Annotated in this window: 21 protein-coding genes; 7 read left to right on the top strand and 14 right to left on the bottom strand. The window is 54.6% G+C overall.

Annotated elements, in window-relative coordinates; translation table 11 throughout:
* Positions 1-30: 30 nt before the first annotated feature.
* Together mdtG and O1721_RS12365 are read right to left on the bottom strand one after the other, a co-directional pair.
* Entirely contained in the window at positions 31-1266 is a 1236-nt protein-coding gene (gene mdtG / locus O1721_RS12360; protein ID WP_017693650.1) for a multidrug efflux MFS transporter MdtG, read from the bottom strand.
* Positions 1267-1407: 141 nt separating this feature from the next.
* Positions 1408-2334 (bottom strand): Kdo(2)-lipid IV(A) acyltransferase, encoded by a 927-nt coding sequence (locus O1721_RS12365; RefSeq protein ID WP_032647968.1) that lies wholly within the window; start codon positions 2332-2334, stop codon positions 1408-1410.
* Positions 2335-2552: 218 nt separating this feature from the next.
* Here O1721_RS12365 and trhO point away from each other — a divergent pair, with 218 nt between their 5' ends.
* Entirely contained in the window at positions 2553-3602 is a 1050-nt protein-coding gene (trhO, locus tag O1721_RS12370) for an oxygen-dependent tRNA uridine(34) hydroxylase TrhO (RefSeq protein ID WP_032647970.1), read from the top strand.
* A gap of 38 nt (positions 3603-3640) precedes the next feature.
* Here trhO and O1721_RS12375 read toward each other — a convergent pair whose 3' ends face one another.
* The 9 genes from O1721_RS12375 to mdtH all read right to left on the bottom strand — a co-directional run bounded on the left by O1721_RS12375 (position 3641) and on the right by mdtH (position 10303).
* A complete protein-coding gene (locus tag O1721_RS12375; protein ID WP_022650779.1) occupies positions 3641-4219 on the bottom strand; it encodes a YceI family protein in 579 nt (192 codons plus the stop codon).
* 1 nt (position 4220) lies between these two features.
* Positions 4221-4787 carry a cytochrome b gene (locus O1721_RS12380; protein ID WP_017384743.1) on the bottom strand — a complete coding sequence of 189 codons (567 nt, stop codon included), beginning with the start codon at positions 4785-4787 and terminating at the stop codon, positions 4221-4223.
* A gap of 226 nt (positions 4788-5013) precedes the next feature.
* Positions 5014-5127, bottom strand: coding sequence for a YceO family protein (locus tag O1721_RS12385; protein WP_032668750.1), 114 nt, complete (start codon positions 5125-5127; stop codon positions 5014-5016).
* A gap of 50 nt (positions 5128-5177) precedes the next feature.
* Positions 5178-6296 (bottom strand): N-methyl-L-tryptophan oxidase, encoded by a 1119-nt coding sequence (gene solA / locus O1721_RS12390; RefSeq protein WP_032647974.1) that lies wholly within the window; start codon positions 6294-6296, stop codon positions 5178-5180.
* Between the two features lie 114 nt (positions 6297-6410).
* Positions 6411-6665: a biofilm formation regulator BssS gene (gene bssS / locus O1721_RS12395; RefSeq protein ID WP_015570838.1), complete on the bottom strand. Its 255-nt coding sequence runs from the start codon at positions 6663-6665 to the stop codon at positions 6411-6413.
* Between the two features lie 274 nt (positions 6666-6939).
* Positions 6940-7185 carry a DNA damage-inducible protein I gene (gene dinI, locus O1721_RS12400; RefSeq protein WP_003858011.1) on the bottom strand — a complete coding sequence of 82 codons (246 nt, stop codon included), beginning with the start codon at positions 7183-7185 and terminating at the stop codon, positions 6940-6942.
* A 75-nt stretch (positions 7186-7260) separates the two neighbouring features.
* Positions 7261-8307 (bottom strand): dihydroorotase, encoded by a 1047-nt coding sequence (pyrC, locus tag O1721_RS12405; protein WP_017384740.1) that lies wholly within the window; start codon positions 8305-8307, stop codon positions 7261-7263.
* Between the two features lie 128 nt (positions 8308-8435).
* Positions 8436-8996 (bottom strand): lipoprotein, encoded by a 561-nt coding sequence (locus tag O1721_RS12410; protein ID WP_023305855.1) that lies wholly within the window; start codon positions 8994-8996, stop codon positions 8436-8438.
* A gap of 98 nt (positions 8997-9094) precedes the next feature.
* The gene (gene mdtH, locus O1721_RS12415; RefSeq protein WP_003858008.1) at positions 9095-10303 is read right to left on the bottom strand and encodes a multidrug efflux MFS transporter MdtH; all 1209 of its coding nucleotides are present in this window, start codon (positions 10301-10303) and stop codon (positions 9095-9097) included.
* A gap of 236 nt (positions 10304-10539) precedes the next feature.
* Here mdtH and rimJ point away from each other — a divergent pair, with 236 nt between their 5' ends.
* The 4 genes from rimJ to murJ all read left to right on the top strand — a co-directional run bounded on the left by rimJ (position 10540) and on the right by murJ (position 14375).
* Positions 10540-11124 (top strand): ribosomal protein S5-alanine N-acetyltransferase, encoded by a 585-nt coding sequence (rimJ, locus tag O1721_RS12420; protein WP_003858007.1) that lies wholly within the window; start codon positions 10540-10542, stop codon positions 11122-11124.
* Positions 11125-11133: 9 nt separating this feature from the next.
* Positions 11134-11784, top strand: a complete 651-nt coding sequence (locus O1721_RS12425) for a YceH family protein (protein ID WP_032647975.1) — start codon at positions 11134-11136, stop codon at positions 11782-11784.
* Positions 11785-11786: 2 nt separating this feature from the next.
* Positions 11787-12710 carry a Gfo/Idh/MocA family protein gene (locus O1721_RS12430; protein WP_032647977.1) on the top strand — a complete coding sequence of 308 codons (924 nt, stop codon included), beginning with the start codon at positions 11787-11789 and terminating at the stop codon, positions 12708-12710.
* 129 nt (positions 12711-12839) lie between these two features.
* Positions 12840-14375: a murein biosynthesis integral membrane protein MurJ gene (gene murJ / locus O1721_RS12435; RefSeq protein ID WP_032647979.1), complete on the top strand. Its 1536-nt coding sequence runs from the start codon at positions 12840-12842 to the stop codon at positions 14373-14375.
* Between the two features lie 59 nt (positions 14376-14434).
* Here the strand turns inward: murJ and flgN are convergent, their stop codons facing one another.
* From flgN to flgA, 3 genes are all read right to left on the bottom strand, one after another.
* Entirely contained in the window at positions 14435-14860 is a 426-nt protein-coding gene (flgN, locus tag O1721_RS12440) for a flagella biosynthesis chaperone FlgN (protein ID WP_003858003.1), read from the bottom strand.
* A gap of 4 nt (positions 14861-14864) precedes the next feature.
* A complete protein-coding gene (flgM, locus tag O1721_RS12445; protein ID WP_003858002.1) occupies positions 14865-15158 on the bottom strand; it encodes a flagellar biosynthesis anti-sigma factor FlgM in 294 nt (97 codons plus the stop codon).
* A 93-nt stretch (positions 15159-15251) separates the two neighbouring features.
* On the bottom strand, positions 15252-15911 hold the full coding sequence (flgA, locus tag O1721_RS12450) for a flagellar basal body P-ring formation chaperone FlgA (RefSeq protein WP_023296301.1): 660 nt from the start codon (positions 15909-15911) through the stop codon (positions 15252-15254).
* Positions 15912-16068: 157 nt separating this feature from the next.
* Between flgA and flgB the strand changes: the two genes are divergently transcribed.
* Both flgB and flgC read left to right on the top strand, forming a co-directional pair.
* Positions 16069-16485, top strand: coding sequence for a flagellar basal body rod protein FlgB (gene flgB, locus O1721_RS12455; RefSeq protein WP_003857999.1), 417 nt, complete (start codon positions 16069-16071; stop codon positions 16483-16485).
* Between the two features lie 3 nt (positions 16486-16488).
* Positions 16489-16893 carry a flagellar basal body rod protein FlgC gene (gene flgC / locus O1721_RS12460; protein ID WP_003857997.1) on the top strand — a complete coding sequence of 135 codons (405 nt, stop codon included), beginning with the start codon at positions 16489-16491 and terminating at the stop codon, positions 16891-16893.
* The last annotated feature ends 6 nt before the right edge of the window (positions 16894-16899 follow it).

The raw sequence follows: 16899 nt of genomic DNA on the forward strand, positions 1-16899 counted from the left end.
TATGTGATTTTGCAAGTATGAATGCGAAAATTAGCCGTCACGATGTGGTCTTATTCGCGCCGGGCGAAGCGCCCGGGATAAGCTGAGCCACGAATAAACGGCGTTGAACAGCACGACGCCTGCCGTCACGATAAAGACTGCCCGGAAACCGAAGCTGGCCGAAATTCCCGCGCCGACCAGCGGTCCGGTGACGTTACCCAGATCGCGAAACGACTGGTTATAGCTGAAAATACGACCGGCTATCTGGTTGGTGGAGTTATAGACCAGCAGCGTCTGTACAGCCGGGAGTAGCGCACCATCCGCAGCCCCCAGCAGGAAGCGCAGGACGCCGAGCTGCCACGGAGACTGCACCAACGCCATGGGGATCAGCAGCAGGACGGAGACGATCAGGGCGCAGATCAGGATCTTTTCCGGGCCGATACGGTCTCCCAGCTTGCCGAGCCTCGGCGCGCTCAGTAGCGCCGCCACGCCGGGAACAGAGGCGATTAAGCCGCTGATAAAGGCGATATTGCTGACGTTTCCCGCCAGGTCGCGTACGTAGAGCGTCAGTATAGGCGCGATTGAACCGGTGGCCACCTGGATAATCATGGTGGTTACAAACAGGCTCAGCACCAGCTTTGGGTTTTTCAGCGAGGCCAGCACATCCCGGGCGTGCAGCATCTCTTTTTTGGCCACGGGCGTGAAATTCTCGCGGATACAGATAAGCGTCACCAGGAAGCAGAGGAACAGCACGCTGGCGGTAATGAAGAATACCGGCCGCAGTCCGTAGTGGTCGGCCAGCAGCCCGCCCGCCAGTGGGCCCAGCAGTGCGCCGCTTACGCCGCCAGTGGATAGCGTGCCCAACGCCCAGCCGCTTTTCTGGCGCGGGATTTGGGTGGCGATCAGGGCGTTGGCGTTAGGGATAAATCCCCCGAGCAGGCCCAGAAGCGCGCGTAGTATCAGGAACTGCCAGACATTCTGCGCCACCCCCATCAGCAGCATAATGATCGCCATGCCGAGCGCGGAGCGCAGCAGCATAATTTTGCGGCCTTTGCGATCCGCCAGCCCACCCCAGAAAGGCGACGCAATGGCGGAGAACAGGAACGTAATGCTGAACACCAGGCCGGACCACATATTCAGGGCGCTATGTCCGGTGACGCCGAGCTGTTCAACGTAGAGGGGCAGGAAGGGCATCACCAGGCTAAAGGCGGCGCCAGTAAGAAAACAACCCAGCCACGCAACCGTCAGGTTACGTTTCCAGTTTATGGGAGCATCTGTGGGGGACATAACTATCCGCATAATGAGGTGCAGGGCACCGTGAACAGTGAGGTAATAAGCCTGCTAATTATGCGCCCGGGGTATGATTGCCGCAATGACGGGGAGCTTTTAAAGCTAAAACAACATGCGGCCCGGAAGGCCGCACGCAGGTTAATACCGGGAAGGGACGCCCTGAGGCCGGGTTTTAAAGCGGCGATGCAGCCACATGTACTGCTCCGGCGCGAGCATAATGCATTTCTCGACAACGCCGTTCATCCAGCGGGCGGTGGTTTCTGCATCAATCAGCGGTGGCGCGAGTTCCGGCTCCAGCATGATGAGCTGATAGCCTGAACCGTCTGGTTTACGGCGCGGCACAAACGGCACGATAGCCGCTTTGGACATCCGCGCCAGCATCCAGGTCCCGGTGGTCGTCGCTGCATCTTCCACCGCAAAGAACGGGACAAACACGCTGGATTGCGGGCCATAGTCATGATCCGGGGCATACCAGACCACTTCACCTGCTTTCAGGGCGCGGATCATCCCTTTCAGGTCTTTGCGATCGATCATGCTTTTATTGGAGCGCATGCGTCCGTTGGTCTGGATCAAATCGATCACCGGATTATCGTTAGGACGATAAACGCCTATACCCGGCGCCTGCATGCCGAACATGCGCGCGCCAATTTCGAGCGTCAGGAAATGAACGCCAATCAGCAGGACGCCAGTCTGGTTGGCCTGAAGAGTATGCACCGGCTCCATGCCGGTCCCGGCCACTTCCGTCCAGCGCGCCATACGTTTATCCGACCAGAACCAGGCCATACCGGTCTCCATCAGCCCCATGCCGACAGATTCGAAGTTTTTAACCACCATGTCGTGGCGCTCAGATTCACTCATCTGAGGAAAACAAAGCTCAAGGTTACGATACGCGATCCTGGCGCGACGCTTCATAAACTGCTGAGCAATGCGGCCCAGTCCTTTACCCATGCGGAAAATGACGGGATAAGGCAGCTGTACAATTAGCCACAACAAGCCAATGCCTGACCATGTTAACCAATAGCGGGGATGCAAAAGCGCGGCAGTAAATTTCGGTAACTGGGTCATGTCTGTCCTGTGTTCTAACGTCCTGAAAGGCTATTGTCTCATTTTTTAAGGCATAGCCAAAATGTCTGTCATCGAAACATGAAAGAATATGCAAATGTTAAGTCTGATTAATCAGGTTGACTGAAATGTAGCGTAAATTGTGTGGATGTAAATTGTCTTTGTTTGCTATATCATGCCGACCGATTTTTATTTCTCAACGATTGCAGGACTTGTACACCATGCCAGTGTTACACAACCGCGTTTCGAATGAGATGTTGAAAGCGCGTATGTTGGCCGAAACCGAACCGCGCACAACGATCTCTTTCTATAAGTATTTCACCATCAACGATCCCCAGGCGACCCGCGATGCACTTTACCAGGCTTTCACCGCCCTGAACGTGTTTGGTCGCGTCTATCTGGCGCGTGAGGGGATTAACGCGCAGATCAGCGTGCCGGAAAGCAAGGTTAGCGCCTTCCGCGACCTCCTTTACGGGTTTGATCCGGCGCTTAACGGCTTACGCCTGAACATTGCGCTGGATGATGACGGTAAATCATTCTGGGTGCTGCGCATGAAGGTGCGCGAGCGTATTGTGGCGGATGGCATTGACGATCCGAGCTTCAATGCCGCTAATGTGGGGGAGTACCTCAAGGCCGCTGAAGTGAACGCGATGCTCGACGATCCGGATGCGGTTTTCATCGATATGCGTAACCACTACGAATATGAAGTGGGGCACTTCGAGAATGCGATGGAAATTCCTGCCGACACCTTCCGCGAGCAACTGCCAAAAGCGGTTGAGATGATGCAGGAGCATAAAGACAAAAAGATCGTAATGTACTGCACCGGGGGAATCCGCTGTGAAAAAGCCAGCGCCTGGATGAAGCACAACGGATTTAATAAAGTCTGGCACATTGAGGGTGGGATCATTGAATATGCCCGCCGCGCCCGTGAGCAGGGTTTACCGGTGCGTTTTATCGGTAAAAACTTTGTGTTTGATGAGCGTATGGGCGAGCGAATTTCAGAGGATGTGATCGCGCACTGCCACCAGTGCGGTACGCCGTGCGATACGCATACCAACTGCAAAAACGACGGGTGTCATCTGCTGTTTATTCAGTGCCCTGCATGTGCCGAGAAGTTTAACGGCTGCTGTAGCGAGCTGTGCAGTGAAGAGAGTATGTTGCCTGAAGAAGAGCAACGTCGTCGCCGTGCCGGACGCGAGAACGGGAATAAGATCTTTAATAAATCCCGGGGCCGACTGAATACCAAACTGGGTATTCCGGACCCGGAGTAAAACAATGCCCGGCGGCTCGCAAGCCTGCCGGGCCTGTTTTATGACTTCTGCTGAACGCCTTCCACCGAAATAATCAGCTCTACATCCTGCGATGCCGGGCCTAAATCCGTGGTGATATTAAAATCTTTCAGATGAATTTTGCCTGCGGCTTCAAAGCCAGCACGTTTTCCGCCCCATGGATCGTCGCCCTGTCCAATTAATTTCGCATCCAGTGTGACCGGTTTTGTTACGCCGTTCAGCGTCAGATTACCGGTAATAGCGAGTTTATCACCGTCTTTCTTCACCTCTGTCGACGCGAAAGTAGCTTGCGGGAATTTGCCCACGTTCAGGAATTCAGCGCTGCGCAGATGTTTATCACGCTCGGCGTGATTAGTGTCGACGCTGTTGGTATTAATGGTGACGTTCACTTTATCGGCAGCAGGGTTTTTCTCGTCGAAGGTAAATGTGCCATCGAAATCATTGAACGTGCCATATAACCAGCTGTAACCCAGATGCTGAATACGGAAATTGACGAAGGCATGCTGGCCCTCTTTATCAATTTTATAGTCGGCGGCCAGGGCCGAACCGGTGGTAAATAGCAGCGAACCTAATGCGATACCCAACAGGCGTTTTTTCATTTTATGCTCCAGAGTCAACTGACGAACGGCCAAGCATGCGCTTCAGCGTATCGTCTTTATCAATAAAGTGGTGTTTCAGGGCCGCAAGGCCATGCAGGACAGAAAGGATTACTACGCTCCATGCCAGCCACAGATGAACCACACCTGCGGTGTCAGCCTGTGAACCGGCGTCAGCCAGCGTGGCTGGGACGTCAAAAAGCCCAAACACGCTGATCGGTTTACCGTCTGCGGTGGAAATGAGATAGCCGCTGATCAGAATGGCGAAAAGCAGGGCATAGAGTGCGATATGCGCGCCAACAGCGCTTATGCGGGTAAGTCGGCCATGGCTTTTGGGCGCTGGAGGGGGCGGAGAGATATGTCGCCAGATCACGCGAAAAACCAGACCCATCATCAGCAGAACCCCAATGCTTTTGTGCAATTCGGGGGCCTGATGATACCAACCGTCATAATAGCTTAATGTCACCATCCACAGGCCGAGACCAAACATGGCATAAACGGCAAGTGCAAATAGCCAGTGTAAACACATGGATATTATTCCGTAGCGACGGGAGGAGTTACGCCATTGCATATGAATTTCCGTTCTCAAATGACTGAGCAATAAAAATGGACGGATTAAATAAATAATGCAACTGAAAAAAATGAATAATGTATTTTATTTAATTTATTTCAGCGAATTTGAATATGTTTCCTCAATGTATTTCAATCGCTTCGTTCAATAAATTTGAGGTGACGTTTTTTAAAAAATATAAGTTAAATAAGTTTAAAGGAGTGTCAATAAACGTCAGCAAGAACTTTCAGAAGAATACAATATAGATAACGTCAATGATCGCCAGCAGCGACCAAAGAGCAATGTAGAGCATGAAATGCTCGCGGATGTTATTGATAAGGTAATTTACCAGTCTGCGCATCATGCCCCTCTCGCTAAACAGGCCCCGGTTATTCGGAGCCTGTAGAGGTATTATCGGTCAAAGCGCGAGAGCGCGAAGGGCTTGAGATCAAACGAAGGCGCGATCCCCTGAGCAAACTGGGCGGCGATTTCACCTAACACCGAGGCAAATTTAAACCCGTGACCGCTGAGCCCGGTTATGAGCAGGGTGTTGTCGTGTCCCGGCAGGGTGTCGATGATAAAATCTTCATCCGGGGTGTTGTCGTAGGTGCACGCTGCGCCGTAAAGCAACCCGCCTACGCCCGGCAGGATATTACGCAGGAACATGAAGGCTTCGGAACCATCCTGCGGATAAGCGCCGTACGGCTTGCGTTCTTCCGCAGAGGAAATTACCTGCCCGCCGTTATGTTTGCCAATCTTGAGCGCGTCTTTTTCCGAGGGAAAACCGTAGAACTGGTCGCCATTGGGTAACTCGCCTGTAAACGCCGGGAATTTGTTCTGACTGCTGTACCGCCCGTCAGACTGGAACCAGGAGAAGACTTTTCGCACCGGCTGGATGGGCAGGTCCGGCAGCAGTTTCGTCACCCACGTTCCCGCACTCACCAGCAGACGCGTGGCGGTATATTCACCTTCAGACGTGGTGACGGTTGAACCCTCTGCATGGTGGGTGATGCCCGTGACCGGACAGTTAAACAACTGCGCGCAGCCCGCTTTGGCGGCGAGATCAATCCAGGTCTTAATGGCCGTTTCGCTGTGCAGTACGCCAGAGTTGGCTTCAAACAACCCAATGTAGTCGTCAGGGACAGAAATTTCCGGCCAGCGCGCCATGATGCCGTTCGCATCCAGACGCTCGACGTCCAGGCGGTAGGCTTTCGCGCTCTCCTCGACGGTCGCCAGAAACGTGGAGTTGGCTGGTCCCAGGTTAATGACCCCGGTGCGCTCAAAAATGCGTTCTTCGGTGAGTGCGGCCAGCTCATCCCACAGCGTCTGAGCCCGAAGCACCAGCGGTACATAGCGTTCACCTTCGCCGTAAGCGTGACGGATCAGACGGGTATCGCCGTGATGGCTTCCTTCAGAGTGGGGAGGAAGATGGGCGTCAATCATCAGCACATTCAGACCCGCCTGCGTGGCGTAATAACCGGCGGCAGATCCTACGGAGCCGCTTCCGATAATGATTAAATCGTATTTCATAGGCTTCTCTTTACTAACGCTTTGTTAGCAGAGTAATTAACTATGTGGGCTTATACAAGAACGAAATAAATAAGGCACCGCGAGGGTGCCTGTTGAGTGAAAAGGGGCATAAGGTCAATGCCGTTTATACTCATTTTCCTGATAGTCGCCAGATTCTATTTTTGCGATGCCTGCTTCTAAAATAGAGATAAACTGACGGGCGACGTCTGTTGTAAGCCACAGCGTCTGTCCAACTTCCGCTTCGTCACGGTTTTGCTGATTTGGGGTCTGGTAGTGCAAACGCAGCATCAGCGCATCGTAGCTGTCTACGGTGCTGATATCCCAGCCAACAAGCGGATGGGTCTGGATGACTTCACTATTCTTTTCCATTATAACCCCCTTAATGCGTGTTAGAAGACAACGACTTTGAGGTTCAATGCATGTTTTTCTGAAAGCAATTTCAGTATATCAATTAATAAGGGTTCAGAAGGAAAAAATAAACGGGTAGCAACACATTTTTCTGCTTTTTAGGATTGTTCGAACAATAAAACGCCATCTTGTTCACGATTTTCTAAGAAGATGCTGAAATATTTTGAACTTTCGGGAGACGAAACGAAAAAAAGCCGGGGCGACCCGGCAAAAAAACACAATGAGGGAGCAAATTTTAATCAGTGATGAACCAATCGTCGGCGCTTTCCCATGTTTCCTGCAAAATTTCGCTGATGCGTTCTTTGTCTTCTTTCGCGCCGCCGATGACGGAAAGATGGTTTGCTGTCGCATAACGTACCGTTACGGCGCCATCGTTTTCTGGAAAAGTGCTGTTAATACGTCGGGATAGTTCACCCGCCAGAGCGTCGAGTGCGCCAGCAGGCAGGACGGTGGATTTGGCTATGGTGACTTCGATACGCATAAATGCCCCCCTGTGTAATATACTGTTTATTTATACAGTCATATTATCGCTTTGACAACAGGGGGCGCGATTTTTTTAGCGTTTTACCGTCCAGTTTACGGTTTCACCGGCCAGGAAGGGGATCAGCGTATCGTCGGTGAGCGCAATCGACGCTTCAACCTGGCTTTCTTTGCGCTCAAGCTCAATGAACGTGTCATTGACCGGCAGACCGTAGAAGCGCGGGCCGTTAAGGGAGCAGAAGGCTTCGAAATGGTCTAACGCATTCATCTCTTCAAACACGGTTGCGTAACTTGCCAGGGCGGTCGGGGCGTTAAAACAGCCTGCACAGCCGCAGCTCGCCTCTTTACGGTGACGGGCATGTGGGGCGGAATCCGTGCCGAGGAACGCGCGTGGAAAGCCGCTGGCGACCAGCTCACGTAGCGCCTGCTGGTGGATGTTGCGCTTGAGGATCGGCAGACAATACAGATGTGGACGAACGCCGCCCACCAGCATGTGGTTACGGTTAAACATCAGGTGCTGCGGGGTGATGGTGGCGGCAATCAGCTCGTTTCCATCCCGGACATACTCTGCGGCATCTTTAGTCGTAATGTGTTCAAACACCACTTTCAGCCCCGGAAGACGCTGGCGCAGCGGCTCCATGACCGTTTCGATAAAACGTGCTTCGCGATCGAAAATATCAATGTCAGCGTGGGTCACTTCCCCGTGCACCAGCAGCGGCATGCCCAGTTTTTGCATACGCTCCAGAACGGGCATGATGGCGTCAATGCTGGTCACCCCATGGCTGGAGTTGGTGGTGGCATTCGCCGGGTAGAGCTTCGCGGCGGTGAATACACCTTCGTTAAACCCGCGCTCAACTTCATTCGGATCCAGCGAGTCCGTCAGGTAGCAGGTCATCAATGGGGTAAAATCGTGTCCGGCCGGAACGGCGTCAAGGATACGCTGGCGATAGGCAATCGCGGCCTCGACGGTAGTGACTGGCGGAACCAGGTTAGGCATAACAATCGCACGGCCATAAATTTCGCTGGTATACGGCACGACGGTTTTCAGCATGTCGCCATCACGAAGATGGATATGCCAGTCGTCTGGGCGGCGGATTTTGAGAACCTGGGATTGTACAGTCATGGAAGCTCCGGCTTGAAAGAGATCAGTCATAAGAGGGCTGTTTTTGCCGGACACAAATCATAAGCGGAAACGTTTTCGTTTGCACACTATTCCGTTAAAAAAAACGGGCGCCTGAGCGCCCGGAGTGTTTAGTCGGTGAAAGGAATGATGATTTCACCCGGCTTCACCTCTATCCCTTTAGCATATTTTTTCGCCAGGGATTCGCCTTTGCTCTTGTCTTCGCTCAGAACATAGGCAGGCTGTTGGTTAAAGTAGTTCTGCAACGACTGGTTGAGATACGGCATCAGCGTTTGCAGCACCGGTTTCATTTTATCCGGCGTCACAACTGCATCGACGATTTCCATCTCTTGCAGGAAAATGGCCCCTTTCTCTTTATTAAAGACCGGCAGTGCCTTGAGCTTCAGCTTGATATCCGCTTTCTGATTGCCGAAGAGCGAGGTCATATCGAGGCTGGCATCGCCGGAAAGGGTGACTTTGTTAGGCTCCTCGCGCCCAATCTGGCTGGCGAGATTCGTCAGGACGATATGCGCATCCGCAAGGCCGGGCACGCCGATATCTTTTGAAAAGTTATTATGTTTTTCCAGCGCCTGATTAATTTCCTGCTCACTGACGGTGTACTGCGTAAGCTGGTTACATCCCACCAGCAGACCACTGACAATTAACGCAGCGGCAATAACGATCTTTTTCATGGCGTTCCTCAACATAAAATCGGCGCATCTGTCCTGATACGCCAGTATGTCAGGGTGATCCAACAGAAACCAGCAGAAAAAACTGATAGTGAAAGGGGTCAGGCGCCAGGCTCCAGCATCCCGCGGGTGCTGCGTTTATCACTGAACTGCCACCAGAGGGCAATCAGCGTCATAAAGCCGACCATGCCGAGCATGACCCACGGCAGCTCCGGCTGATGGAGCGCTTTTCCGGCATCAAACAGCCAGCCGCCACCGGTGTAACCCAGTGCGCCGCCAAGCGCCAGTCCGAGACGGCTGAAGCCCATGTAGCTGCCCCGGGCGCGGGCGTCGGCAAGTGACGCACTTAGCGTTTCACGGGCTGGCTCGGCAATGATTGAGCCAATATAGAAGGTGCAGATCAGCATAAACAGCTGCTGAAGCGAACTCACCAGGCCGATGGGCATCATGCTCAGCGTCATCAGCAACAGCCCGGCCATCAGACGGTGCTCAAGCCGGAAACGGCGCTCGCTCCAGCGGGCAATCGGATAAAGCAGCGTCAGTGAGAGGCAGGCCTCAATGGCATACATCCATTTCACTGCCGCCGGCGTGCCGGCAATATCGTTAACCATAATGGGCAGCATCAGCATGACCTGCACGGCGAGCATGTAGTAGCCGGTCAGGGTTAACACATAGGTGACGAAGCGTTTATCGCTCAGCACGCGGTCAAGCCCTTCCCGCACAGGTGCTTTCACCGTTGACAGCTTCCACGCGGGCAGAAACAGACCGTTAAACAGCGCGCAGAGAATAAACAACACCGCGCCGGTGGCGCAGACCAGGCGGAAATCGTATTGCAGCAGCCAGCTTCCCAGCAGGGCGCCCACCACCGCGCCAGCGCTGTCCTGCATCATCAAAATCGAAAAGAAGCGCCCCCGGTGTTGCGGACGGATAAGCTTAACCACCAGCGCGGTACGCGGTGGGTCGAAAAGGGTGCCGCCAATCCCGGAAAGGAAACAGGAGAACCACAGCAGCCAGGGTTCATGAGCGATTGCCATGGTGGCGAATCCCGCCGCACGTAACAGCATGCCGGTGACGATCATCGGTTTCGCGCCGAAGCGGTCGGCTATTGCGCCGCCAAACACGCCCAGACCCTGTTGTACAAACTGGCGTAGACCCAGCGCGATCCCGACCATCAATGCCGCCCAGCCCATTTGATCGACAAAACGAATCGATATAAGCGGAAAAACGACAAAAAAGCCGAGCACGACCAGCATGTTATCGACGAGCAGGAAATATTTACCCAGGCTCCTGGCCTGTGATACGCGGGACATTTTCCCTCCAGGGAAAATAAAAGGTGAGCACGCTAACATTCTGCGGTGTCGCCGGGCTTTTTCCCATACCCGCTGGCGACAATATTTTTTTATCAAAAAGGTGCTTTGATAGAGAGTTCTCATCGAAAAATGTGAAAAGCGATCAAAATGGTATGTCACTGTTTTCACAGAAGGCACAGGCGCAGGTATAGTAAAGCTAACAGGCAGAGCAGAAGCGACGGGAAGGAGTGGTAACGATGTTTGGCTATCGCAGTAATGTGCCAAAAGTGCGTCTGACGACGGACAGGCTGGTCGTTCGTCTGGTGCATGAGCGTGATGCCTGGCGTCTGGCGGATTATTACGCCGAGAATCGCCAGTTTTTAAAACCCTGGGAACCCGTTCGGGACGAGAGCCACTGCTACCCCTCTGGCTGGCAGGCGCGCCTCAGTATGATTGCGGAATTTCATAAACAGGGAAGTGCGTTTTATTTCGCGCTTCTCGATCCGGAAGAGAAAGAGATCGTTGGCATTGCCAATTTTTCAAACGTGGTACGCGGGTCGTTTCACGCCTGTTACCTCGGGTATTCCATCGGTCAGAAATGGCAGGGGCAGGGGCTCATGTTTGAGGCGCTGACGGCGGCGATTCGCTACATGCAGCGCACGCAACATATCCATCGCATTATGGCCAACTACATGCCGCACAATAAGCGCAGCGGCGATCTGCTGGCCCGCCTGGGGTTTGAGAAAGAGGGCTATGCCAAAGATTATCTGCTGATTGACGGCGAGTGGCGGGACCATGTGCTCACCGCGCTCACCACCCAGGAGTGGACCGCGGGTCGTTAAGGAGAAAAAATGAAATATCAGTTAAATGGCGCCGAAGCGCGCGTGGTCGGCTGCCTTCTGGAAAAGCAGGTCACCACGCCGGAACAGTATCCTCTGTCCGTGAATTCCGTCACGATGGCCTGCAACCAGAAGACGAACCGTGAGCCGGTGATGAACCTTGGCGAGCACGAGGTGCAGGATACCCTTGACGAGCTGGTGAAGCGCCACTACCTGCGCACCGTCAGCGGCTTCGGTAATCGCGTCACTAAATATGAACAGCGCTTTTGTAATTCCGAATTTGGCGATTTAAAACTCAGCGCCGCAGAAGTGGCAGTGATCACCACGCTGCTGCTGCGCGGGGCGCAGACGCCGGGTGAACTGCGCACACGCGCCTCCCGCATGCATGAGTTTCAGGATATGCAGGACGTTGAACAGACGCTGGAGGGGCTGGCCTCACGCGAGGACGGTCCTTACGTGGTGCGTCTGCCCCGCGAGCCGGGCAAGCGTGAAAGCCGCTACATGCACCTGTTTAGCGGCGACGTTGAGCCCTCTGCGCTGGCCGTAGAATCCGACACGCCAGCATCAAACGACAGCCTGACCGCGCGCGTGGCAGCCCTGGAAGACGAGGTTGCCGGGCTGAAGCAGCGTCTGGATGCGTTACTCGCACATCTGGGAGATTAATCGTGACAACATTACGCATTGGTGTTGTGGGGTTGGGAGGGATCGCGCAAAAAGCCTGGCTGCCCGTTTTAGGCGCAGCGTCCGACTGGACGCTGCAAGGGGCGTGGTCGCCCACCCGCGAGAAAGCAGAGCGCATCTGCAAAACCTGGCGCATCCCTTATGCCGGTTCGCTACAGGATTTAGCCCGTGAATGTGATGCGGTATTTGTGCATACCTCAACCGCGACGCACTACCAGGTGGTGAGCGAGTTGCTGAACGCAGGCGTTCACGTCTGCGTGGATAAACCCCTGGCGGAAAATGTACAGGATGCTGAACGACTGATTGAGCTGGCCGCGCGTAAAAAGCTGACGCTGATGGTCGGCTTCAACCGCCGTTTTGCACCGCTCTATCAGCAGCTTAAAGCGCAGTCCGGCTCGTTCGCCTCTCTGCGTATGGATAAGCACCGTACCGACAGCGTGGGGCCGAACGATCTGCGCTTCACGCTGCTGGATGATTATCTCCACGTCGTGGATACGGCCCTGTGGCTGAGTAACGGAAAAGCCCAGCTGCAAAGCGGCACGCTGCTGACCAACGAGCAGGGTGAGATGGTTTACGCCGAACATCATTTTGCCGTTGAGCATTTGCAGATGACGACCTGCATGCATCGTCGGGCGGGCAGCCAGCGCGAGTCCGTGCAGGCCGTTACGGATGGCGCGCTGTATGACGTCACCGATATGCGAGAGTGGCGGGAAGAGAAGGGCAATGGCGTGGTCGCGTTACCGGTTCCCGGCTGGCAAAGCACCCTGGAGCAGCGTGGCTTTGTGGGCTGCGCGCGTCACTTCATCACCTGTGTGCAGAATCAGACGGTTCCTGAAACGTCCGGGGAGCAGGCTATTCTGGCGCAGCGCATTGTGGAACGACTCTGGCGCGAAGCCATGTCGGAATAACGCGTTGTAACATCTGCCGATAGTAATTCGTTGAAATCCGGTTAGACTAAGCGCCGCTTGTTGGCTTTGCCGGGTGGCGCTAACGCTTGCCCGTCCTGGAAATCCGTAGGGTTGTGGAACTTCACGTTAATGAACTTATTAAAATCGCTGGCGGCCGTCAGCTCGATGACCATGTTTTCCCGCGTGCTTGGCTTTGCGCGCGATGCCATTGTGGCAAGGGTTTTTGGCGCCGGGATGGCGACTGACGCCTTTTTCGTCGCCTTTAAGCTGCCAAACCTGCTGCGCCGTATTTTTGCCGAAGGGGCCTTTTCACAGGCATTTGTTCCGATCCTCGCAGAATATAAAAGCAAACAGGGCGAAGATGCCACTCGCGTCTTTGTGGCCTACGTTTCCGGATTACTGACGCTGGCGCTGGCGATCGTGACCGTCCTGGGGATGCTGGCAGCGCCCTGGGTGATCATGGTGACGGCGCCGGGTTTTGCTGACACAGCGGATAAATTTACCCTGACCACCCAACTGCTGCGTATAACCTTCCCCTATATTCTGCTGATTTCGCTGGCGTCGCTGGTGGGTGCCATCCTGAATACCTGGAACCGCTTCTCCGTTCCGGCCTTTGCCCCCACGTTCCTCAACGTCAGCATGATTGGCTTTGCGCTGTTCGCCGCGCCGCATTTTAACCCACCGGTGCTGGCGCTGGCTTGGGCCGTGACCGTCGGCGGCGTGTTACAGCTTGCTTACCAGCTTCCGCACCTGAAAAAAATCGGCATGCTGGTTCTGCCGCGCATTAATTTCAAAGATGCGGGCGCAATGCGCGTTATCAAACAGATGGGACCGGCGATACTCGGCGTGTCCGTTAGCCAGATCTCGCTGATCATCAATACCATCTTCGCCTCTTTCCTGGTGTCGGGCTCGGTGTCCTGGATGTACTACGCCGATCGTCTGATGGAGTTTCCATCCGGGGTGCTGGGCGTGGCGCTGGGGACTATTCTGCTGCCTTCGCTGTCGAAAAGTTTCGCCAGCGGCAACCACGATGAATACTGCCGCCTGATGGACTGGGGCCTGCGTCTCTGTTTTCTGCTGGCGCTGCCAAGCGCGGTGGCGCTGGGGATCCTGGCAAAACCGCTGACGGTTTCATTGTTCCAGTATGGAAAGTTCACCGCCTTTGATGCCGCCATGACCCAGCGTGCGCTCGTAGCCTACTCGGTGGGGCTGATGGGGCTGATTGTCGTGAAGGTGCTTGCGCCCGGTTTCTATTCACGTCAGGACATCAAAACGCCGGTTAAGATTGCCATTGTGACGCTGATCATGACGCAGCTGATGAACCTGGCGTTTATTGGACCGCTGAAACACGCGGGGCTGTCATTGTCGATTGGTCTGGCGGCCTGTCTGAACGCCGGGCTGCTGTACTGGCAGCTGCGCAAGCAGGATATCTTCACACCGCAGCCGGGCTGGGCAAGCTTCCTGCTGCGTCTGGCGATTGCGGTAGCGGTGATGGCGGCCGCGCTGGTTGGCATGTTGTATGTCATGCCTGAGTGGGCGCAGGGCACCATGCCTTACCGCCTGATGCGTCTGATGGCCGTGGTGGTGGTCGGTGTGGTGGCGTACTTTGCCACGCTGGCGGTGCTTGGCTTCAAAGTGAAAGAGTTCACCCGCCGCACGGTATAAACGCCAAAAGGGGAGTTCACCGGAAGGTGCTCCCCGCTTCATGACGTGCCGCTACTGCGTCAAATCGAAATCTTTTTCCCACCCGTGATACGTGCCGTGGCCGTCTGACCATCCGCACCGTACAGCCCCGGCTCTTTATAGGGCTTTAACACTTCAAGCGCCTGCTGATTACGGATAATCTGTCCTTCCAGCAGCCAGCCGTTATGCTGGTTGAGATCGCGAAGATGCTGGGTTTTTTCTGTAATGGTCTGCCAGCGTTCGTTGATCTCATCATTGGCGCTGCGTTTCGCGTCTTGCTCAGCGCGTCGCTGTTTTTCCAGATAATCCAGGGTCGCCAGCAGCGAGCTTTTATCTTCAGTTATGCGTTGCAACGCGCTGCCGTTGATTTGACCAGAAGAGAGGTGGTGCTGTTCTGCATCCATCACCGTTTTCAGGTCGTTCAGGACCACCGTCATCTGATCCAGTATTTCTGACAGTCGACTCATACGGTTAGTTACTCTGGAGGAAACTCTGTGCGTCCTGAATCAGCGCATCAGCGATTTTGCTGGTATCCATTTTCAGTTCGCCGTTACGGATAGCCGTTTTCAGCGCTTCAACACGTTCCATATTGATATCGCTGCTGCCTGGCTGCATCAGCTTCGACTGCGCATCGCTCAGCGTGACGCTGGTGCTGTTAGCCGTCGACGTTTTTTCCAGACGCGTTTTTTGCGGGGCAGCCTCATTCGTTTCGCGAGGTTGTACAGTGCTAACCGGCTTCAGGGCTGATGTACGATCAATGCTCATAGTGTTGTCCTCATCGAGGGTTCGCGGCGTTTGCGCCTGACATCATCATTTGTTGAATATTTATCGGCAGTCGCCGCGAAATCTTTAAAAAGATTACAGGTTAATCAGAATATTCCCATCAGGACCGACCGTGCCGCTGACCACCTGGCCTGAGGACATTCTGACCCGGGCATTTTGCGCCACTGCGGCATTATTCAGCGCTTTTCCTTCACTGTTGATACTAAAGCCTTCGCCATTGGCGACCACCATCACCTGTTGTCCCGCTTTCACCCGCCACGCCTGGCGCAGCATGGATAGCTGTATCGCCTGTCCAGGAGCGACATCGCGCAGGCTGACCGCCTCCTGAGCCTGGTTGATATCCAGCATCGTCCGCGGTGGAAGCTGATCCAGACGGCCTCGCTTCAGCGTTACGCTGTCAGGTTGCAGCAGGCTGCCCCGGGGAATGGGAACGGCGGCGACAACATAATTGCCCGTCGCCTGAACCGCAACCTGTAAGTAGCGTTTTTCATTGGCGCAACGCGCCAGCACGTTCACGTTGCCCCATAAGCGGGTGCTGCCGGTCACGCTAAATGACGGGGCTTCGCAGGAAGGATAAAGGTTAGGCGGGGTGCGCACGGTCACGCGTACGTCATCGCTGAAACCGGCCAGCTTCTGCGCAAAGAATGCATTGAGCTGGTCCTCTAACCCCTCAGCCTGCACCAGAGGGCTTAAAAGCAGTAGGGTCGCCGCCAGGCCACGTTTAAAAGTCCGCATCGCACGTTCCACCATGTCCAGAATTTAGCAAATTCTACCCGCAGTGGTTTTCCATCAACGCAACAAATAGCGACGCATTTTGCGCTTATTCCGTCGATAGGGGAGACGGGGTGAGATTTAAGCTGTGAACTGAAATTTTCTCATCAGCGGAGGAGACATGCTCGATAAACTCGACGCCGCGTTACGTTTTCAGCAGGAAGCGCTCAATTTACGCGCCCAGCGGCAGGAGATTTTAGCCGCCAATATCGCCAACGCGGATACCCCCGGGTATCAGGCGCGCGATATTGATTTTTCCAGTGAACTCAAAAAAGTGATGGAGCGTGGACGTGCCGAAGGAACGGGTGTCTCACTGGCCCTGACATCCTCACGTCATATTCCCGCTCAGGCGATGACCGCGCCAACGACCGACCTGCTTTACCGTATTCCCGATCAGCCCTCACTTGATGGCAATACCGTCGACATGGACCGGGAGCGCACACAGTTTGCCGATAACAGCCTGCAATACCAGACAGGTCTGACGCTACTCGGCGGGCAAATTAAAGGCATGATGACCGTCCTACAGGGGGGCAATTAGTAAATGGCCTTGCTGAATATTTTTGATATCGCCGGTTCGGCATTAACGGCGCAGTCCAAACGACTGAACGTGGCCGCCAGTAACCTGGCCAACGCCGACAGCGTGACCGGCCCTGACGGGCAACCGTATCGCGCTAAACAGGTTGTCTTCCAGGTTGATGCTGCACCGGGTGCGGCAACGGGCGGCGTAAAAGTGGCGGACGTGGTTGAGAGCCAGGCGCCCGACAAGCTGGTTTACGAGCCAGGCAACCCGCTCGCGGATGCCAGCGGCTACGTGAAAATGCCGAACGTGGATGTGGTCGGGGAGATGGTGAACTCCATGTCCGCGTCGCGCAGTTACCAGGCAAATGTCGAAGTGCTTAATACCGTGAAGAGCATGATGCTCAAAACACTCACTCTCGGCCAGTAAAGGAGA

The organism is Enterobacter cloacae complex sp. HYC033_NIDB, assembly GCF_056673335.1.

What these genes read in the sequence shown, in the direction of transcription:
- pyrC (WP_017384740.1), bottom strand. Translation starts at nt 8,307, where the DNA reads ATGACTGTACAATCCCAGGTTCTCAAAATCCGCCGCCCAGACGACTGG.
- O1721_RS12380 (WP_017384743.1), bottom strand. Translation starts at nt 4,787, where the DNA reads ATGCAATGGCGTAACTCCTCCCGTCGCTACGGAATAATATCCATGTGT.
- dinI (WP_003858011.1), bottom strand. Translation starts at nt 7,185, where the DNA reads ATGCGTATCGAAGTCACCATAGCCAAATCCACCGTCCTGCCTGCTGGC.
- O1721_RS12425 (WP_032647975.1), top strand. Translation starts at nt 11,134, where the DNA reads ATGAAATATCAGTTAAATGGCGCCGAAGCGCGCGTGGTCGGCTGCCTT.
- flgB (WP_003857999.1), top strand. Translation starts at nt 16,069, where the DNA reads ATGCTCGATAAACTCGACGCCGCGTTACGTTTTCAGCAGGAAGCGCTC.
- murJ (WP_032647979.1), top strand. Translation starts at nt 12,840, where the DNA reads ATGAACTTATTAAAATCGCTGGCGGCCGTCAGCTCGATGACCATGTTT.
- mdtH (WP_003858008.1), bottom strand. Translation starts at nt 10,303, where the DNA reads ATGTCCCGCGTATCACAGGCCAGGAGCCTGGGTAAATATTTCCTGCTC.
- solA (WP_032647974.1), bottom strand. Translation starts at nt 6,296, where the DNA reads ATGAAATACGATTTAATCATTATCGGAAGCGGCTCCGTAGGATCTGCC.
- flgC (WP_003857997.1), top strand. Translation starts at nt 16,489, where the DNA reads ATGGCCTTGCTGAATATTTTTGATATCGCCGGTTCGGCATTAACGGCG.
- O1721_RS12375 (WP_022650779.1), bottom strand. Translation starts at nt 4,219, where the DNA reads ATGAAAAAACGCCTGTTGGGTATCGCATTAGGTTCGCTGCTATTTACC.
- mdtG (WP_017693650.1), bottom strand. Translation starts at nt 1,266, where the DNA reads ATGTCCCCCACAGATGCTCCCATAAACTGGAAACGTAACCTGACGGTT.
- O1721_RS12385 (WP_032668750.1), bottom strand. Translation starts at nt 5,127, where the DNA reads ATGCGCAGACTGGTAAATTACCTTATCAATAACATCCGCGAGCATTTC.
- flgN (WP_003858003.1), bottom strand. Translation starts at nt 14,860, where the DNA reads ATGAGTCGACTGTCAGAAATACTGGATCAGATGACGGTGGTCCTGAAC.
- trhO (WP_032647970.1), top strand. Translation starts at nt 2,553, where the DNA reads ATGCCAGTGTTACACAACCGCGTTTCGAATGAGATGTTGAAAGCGCGT.
- bssS (WP_015570838.1), bottom strand. Translation starts at nt 6,665, where the DNA reads ATGGAAAAGAATAGTGAAGTCATCCAGACCCATCCGCTTGTTGGCTGG.
- flgA (WP_023296301.1), bottom strand. Translation starts at nt 15,911, where the DNA reads ATGCGGACTTTTAAACGTGGCCTGGCGGCGACCCTACTGCTTTTAAGC.
- rimJ (WP_003858007.1), top strand. Translation starts at nt 10,540, where the DNA reads ATGTTTGGCTATCGCAGTAATGTGCCAAAAGTGCGTCTGACGACGGAC.
- O1721_RS12410 (WP_023305855.1), bottom strand. Translation starts at nt 8,996, where the DNA reads ATGAAAAAGATCGTTATTGCCGCTGCGTTAATTGTCAGTGGTCTGCTG.
- O1721_RS12365 (WP_032647968.1), bottom strand. Translation starts at nt 2,334, where the DNA reads ATGACCCAGTTACCGAAATTTACTGCCGCGCTTTTGCATCCCCGCTAT.
- flgM (WP_003858002.1), bottom strand. Translation starts at nt 15,158, where the DNA reads ATGAGCATTGATCGTACATCAGCCCTGAAGCCGGTTAGCACTGTACAA.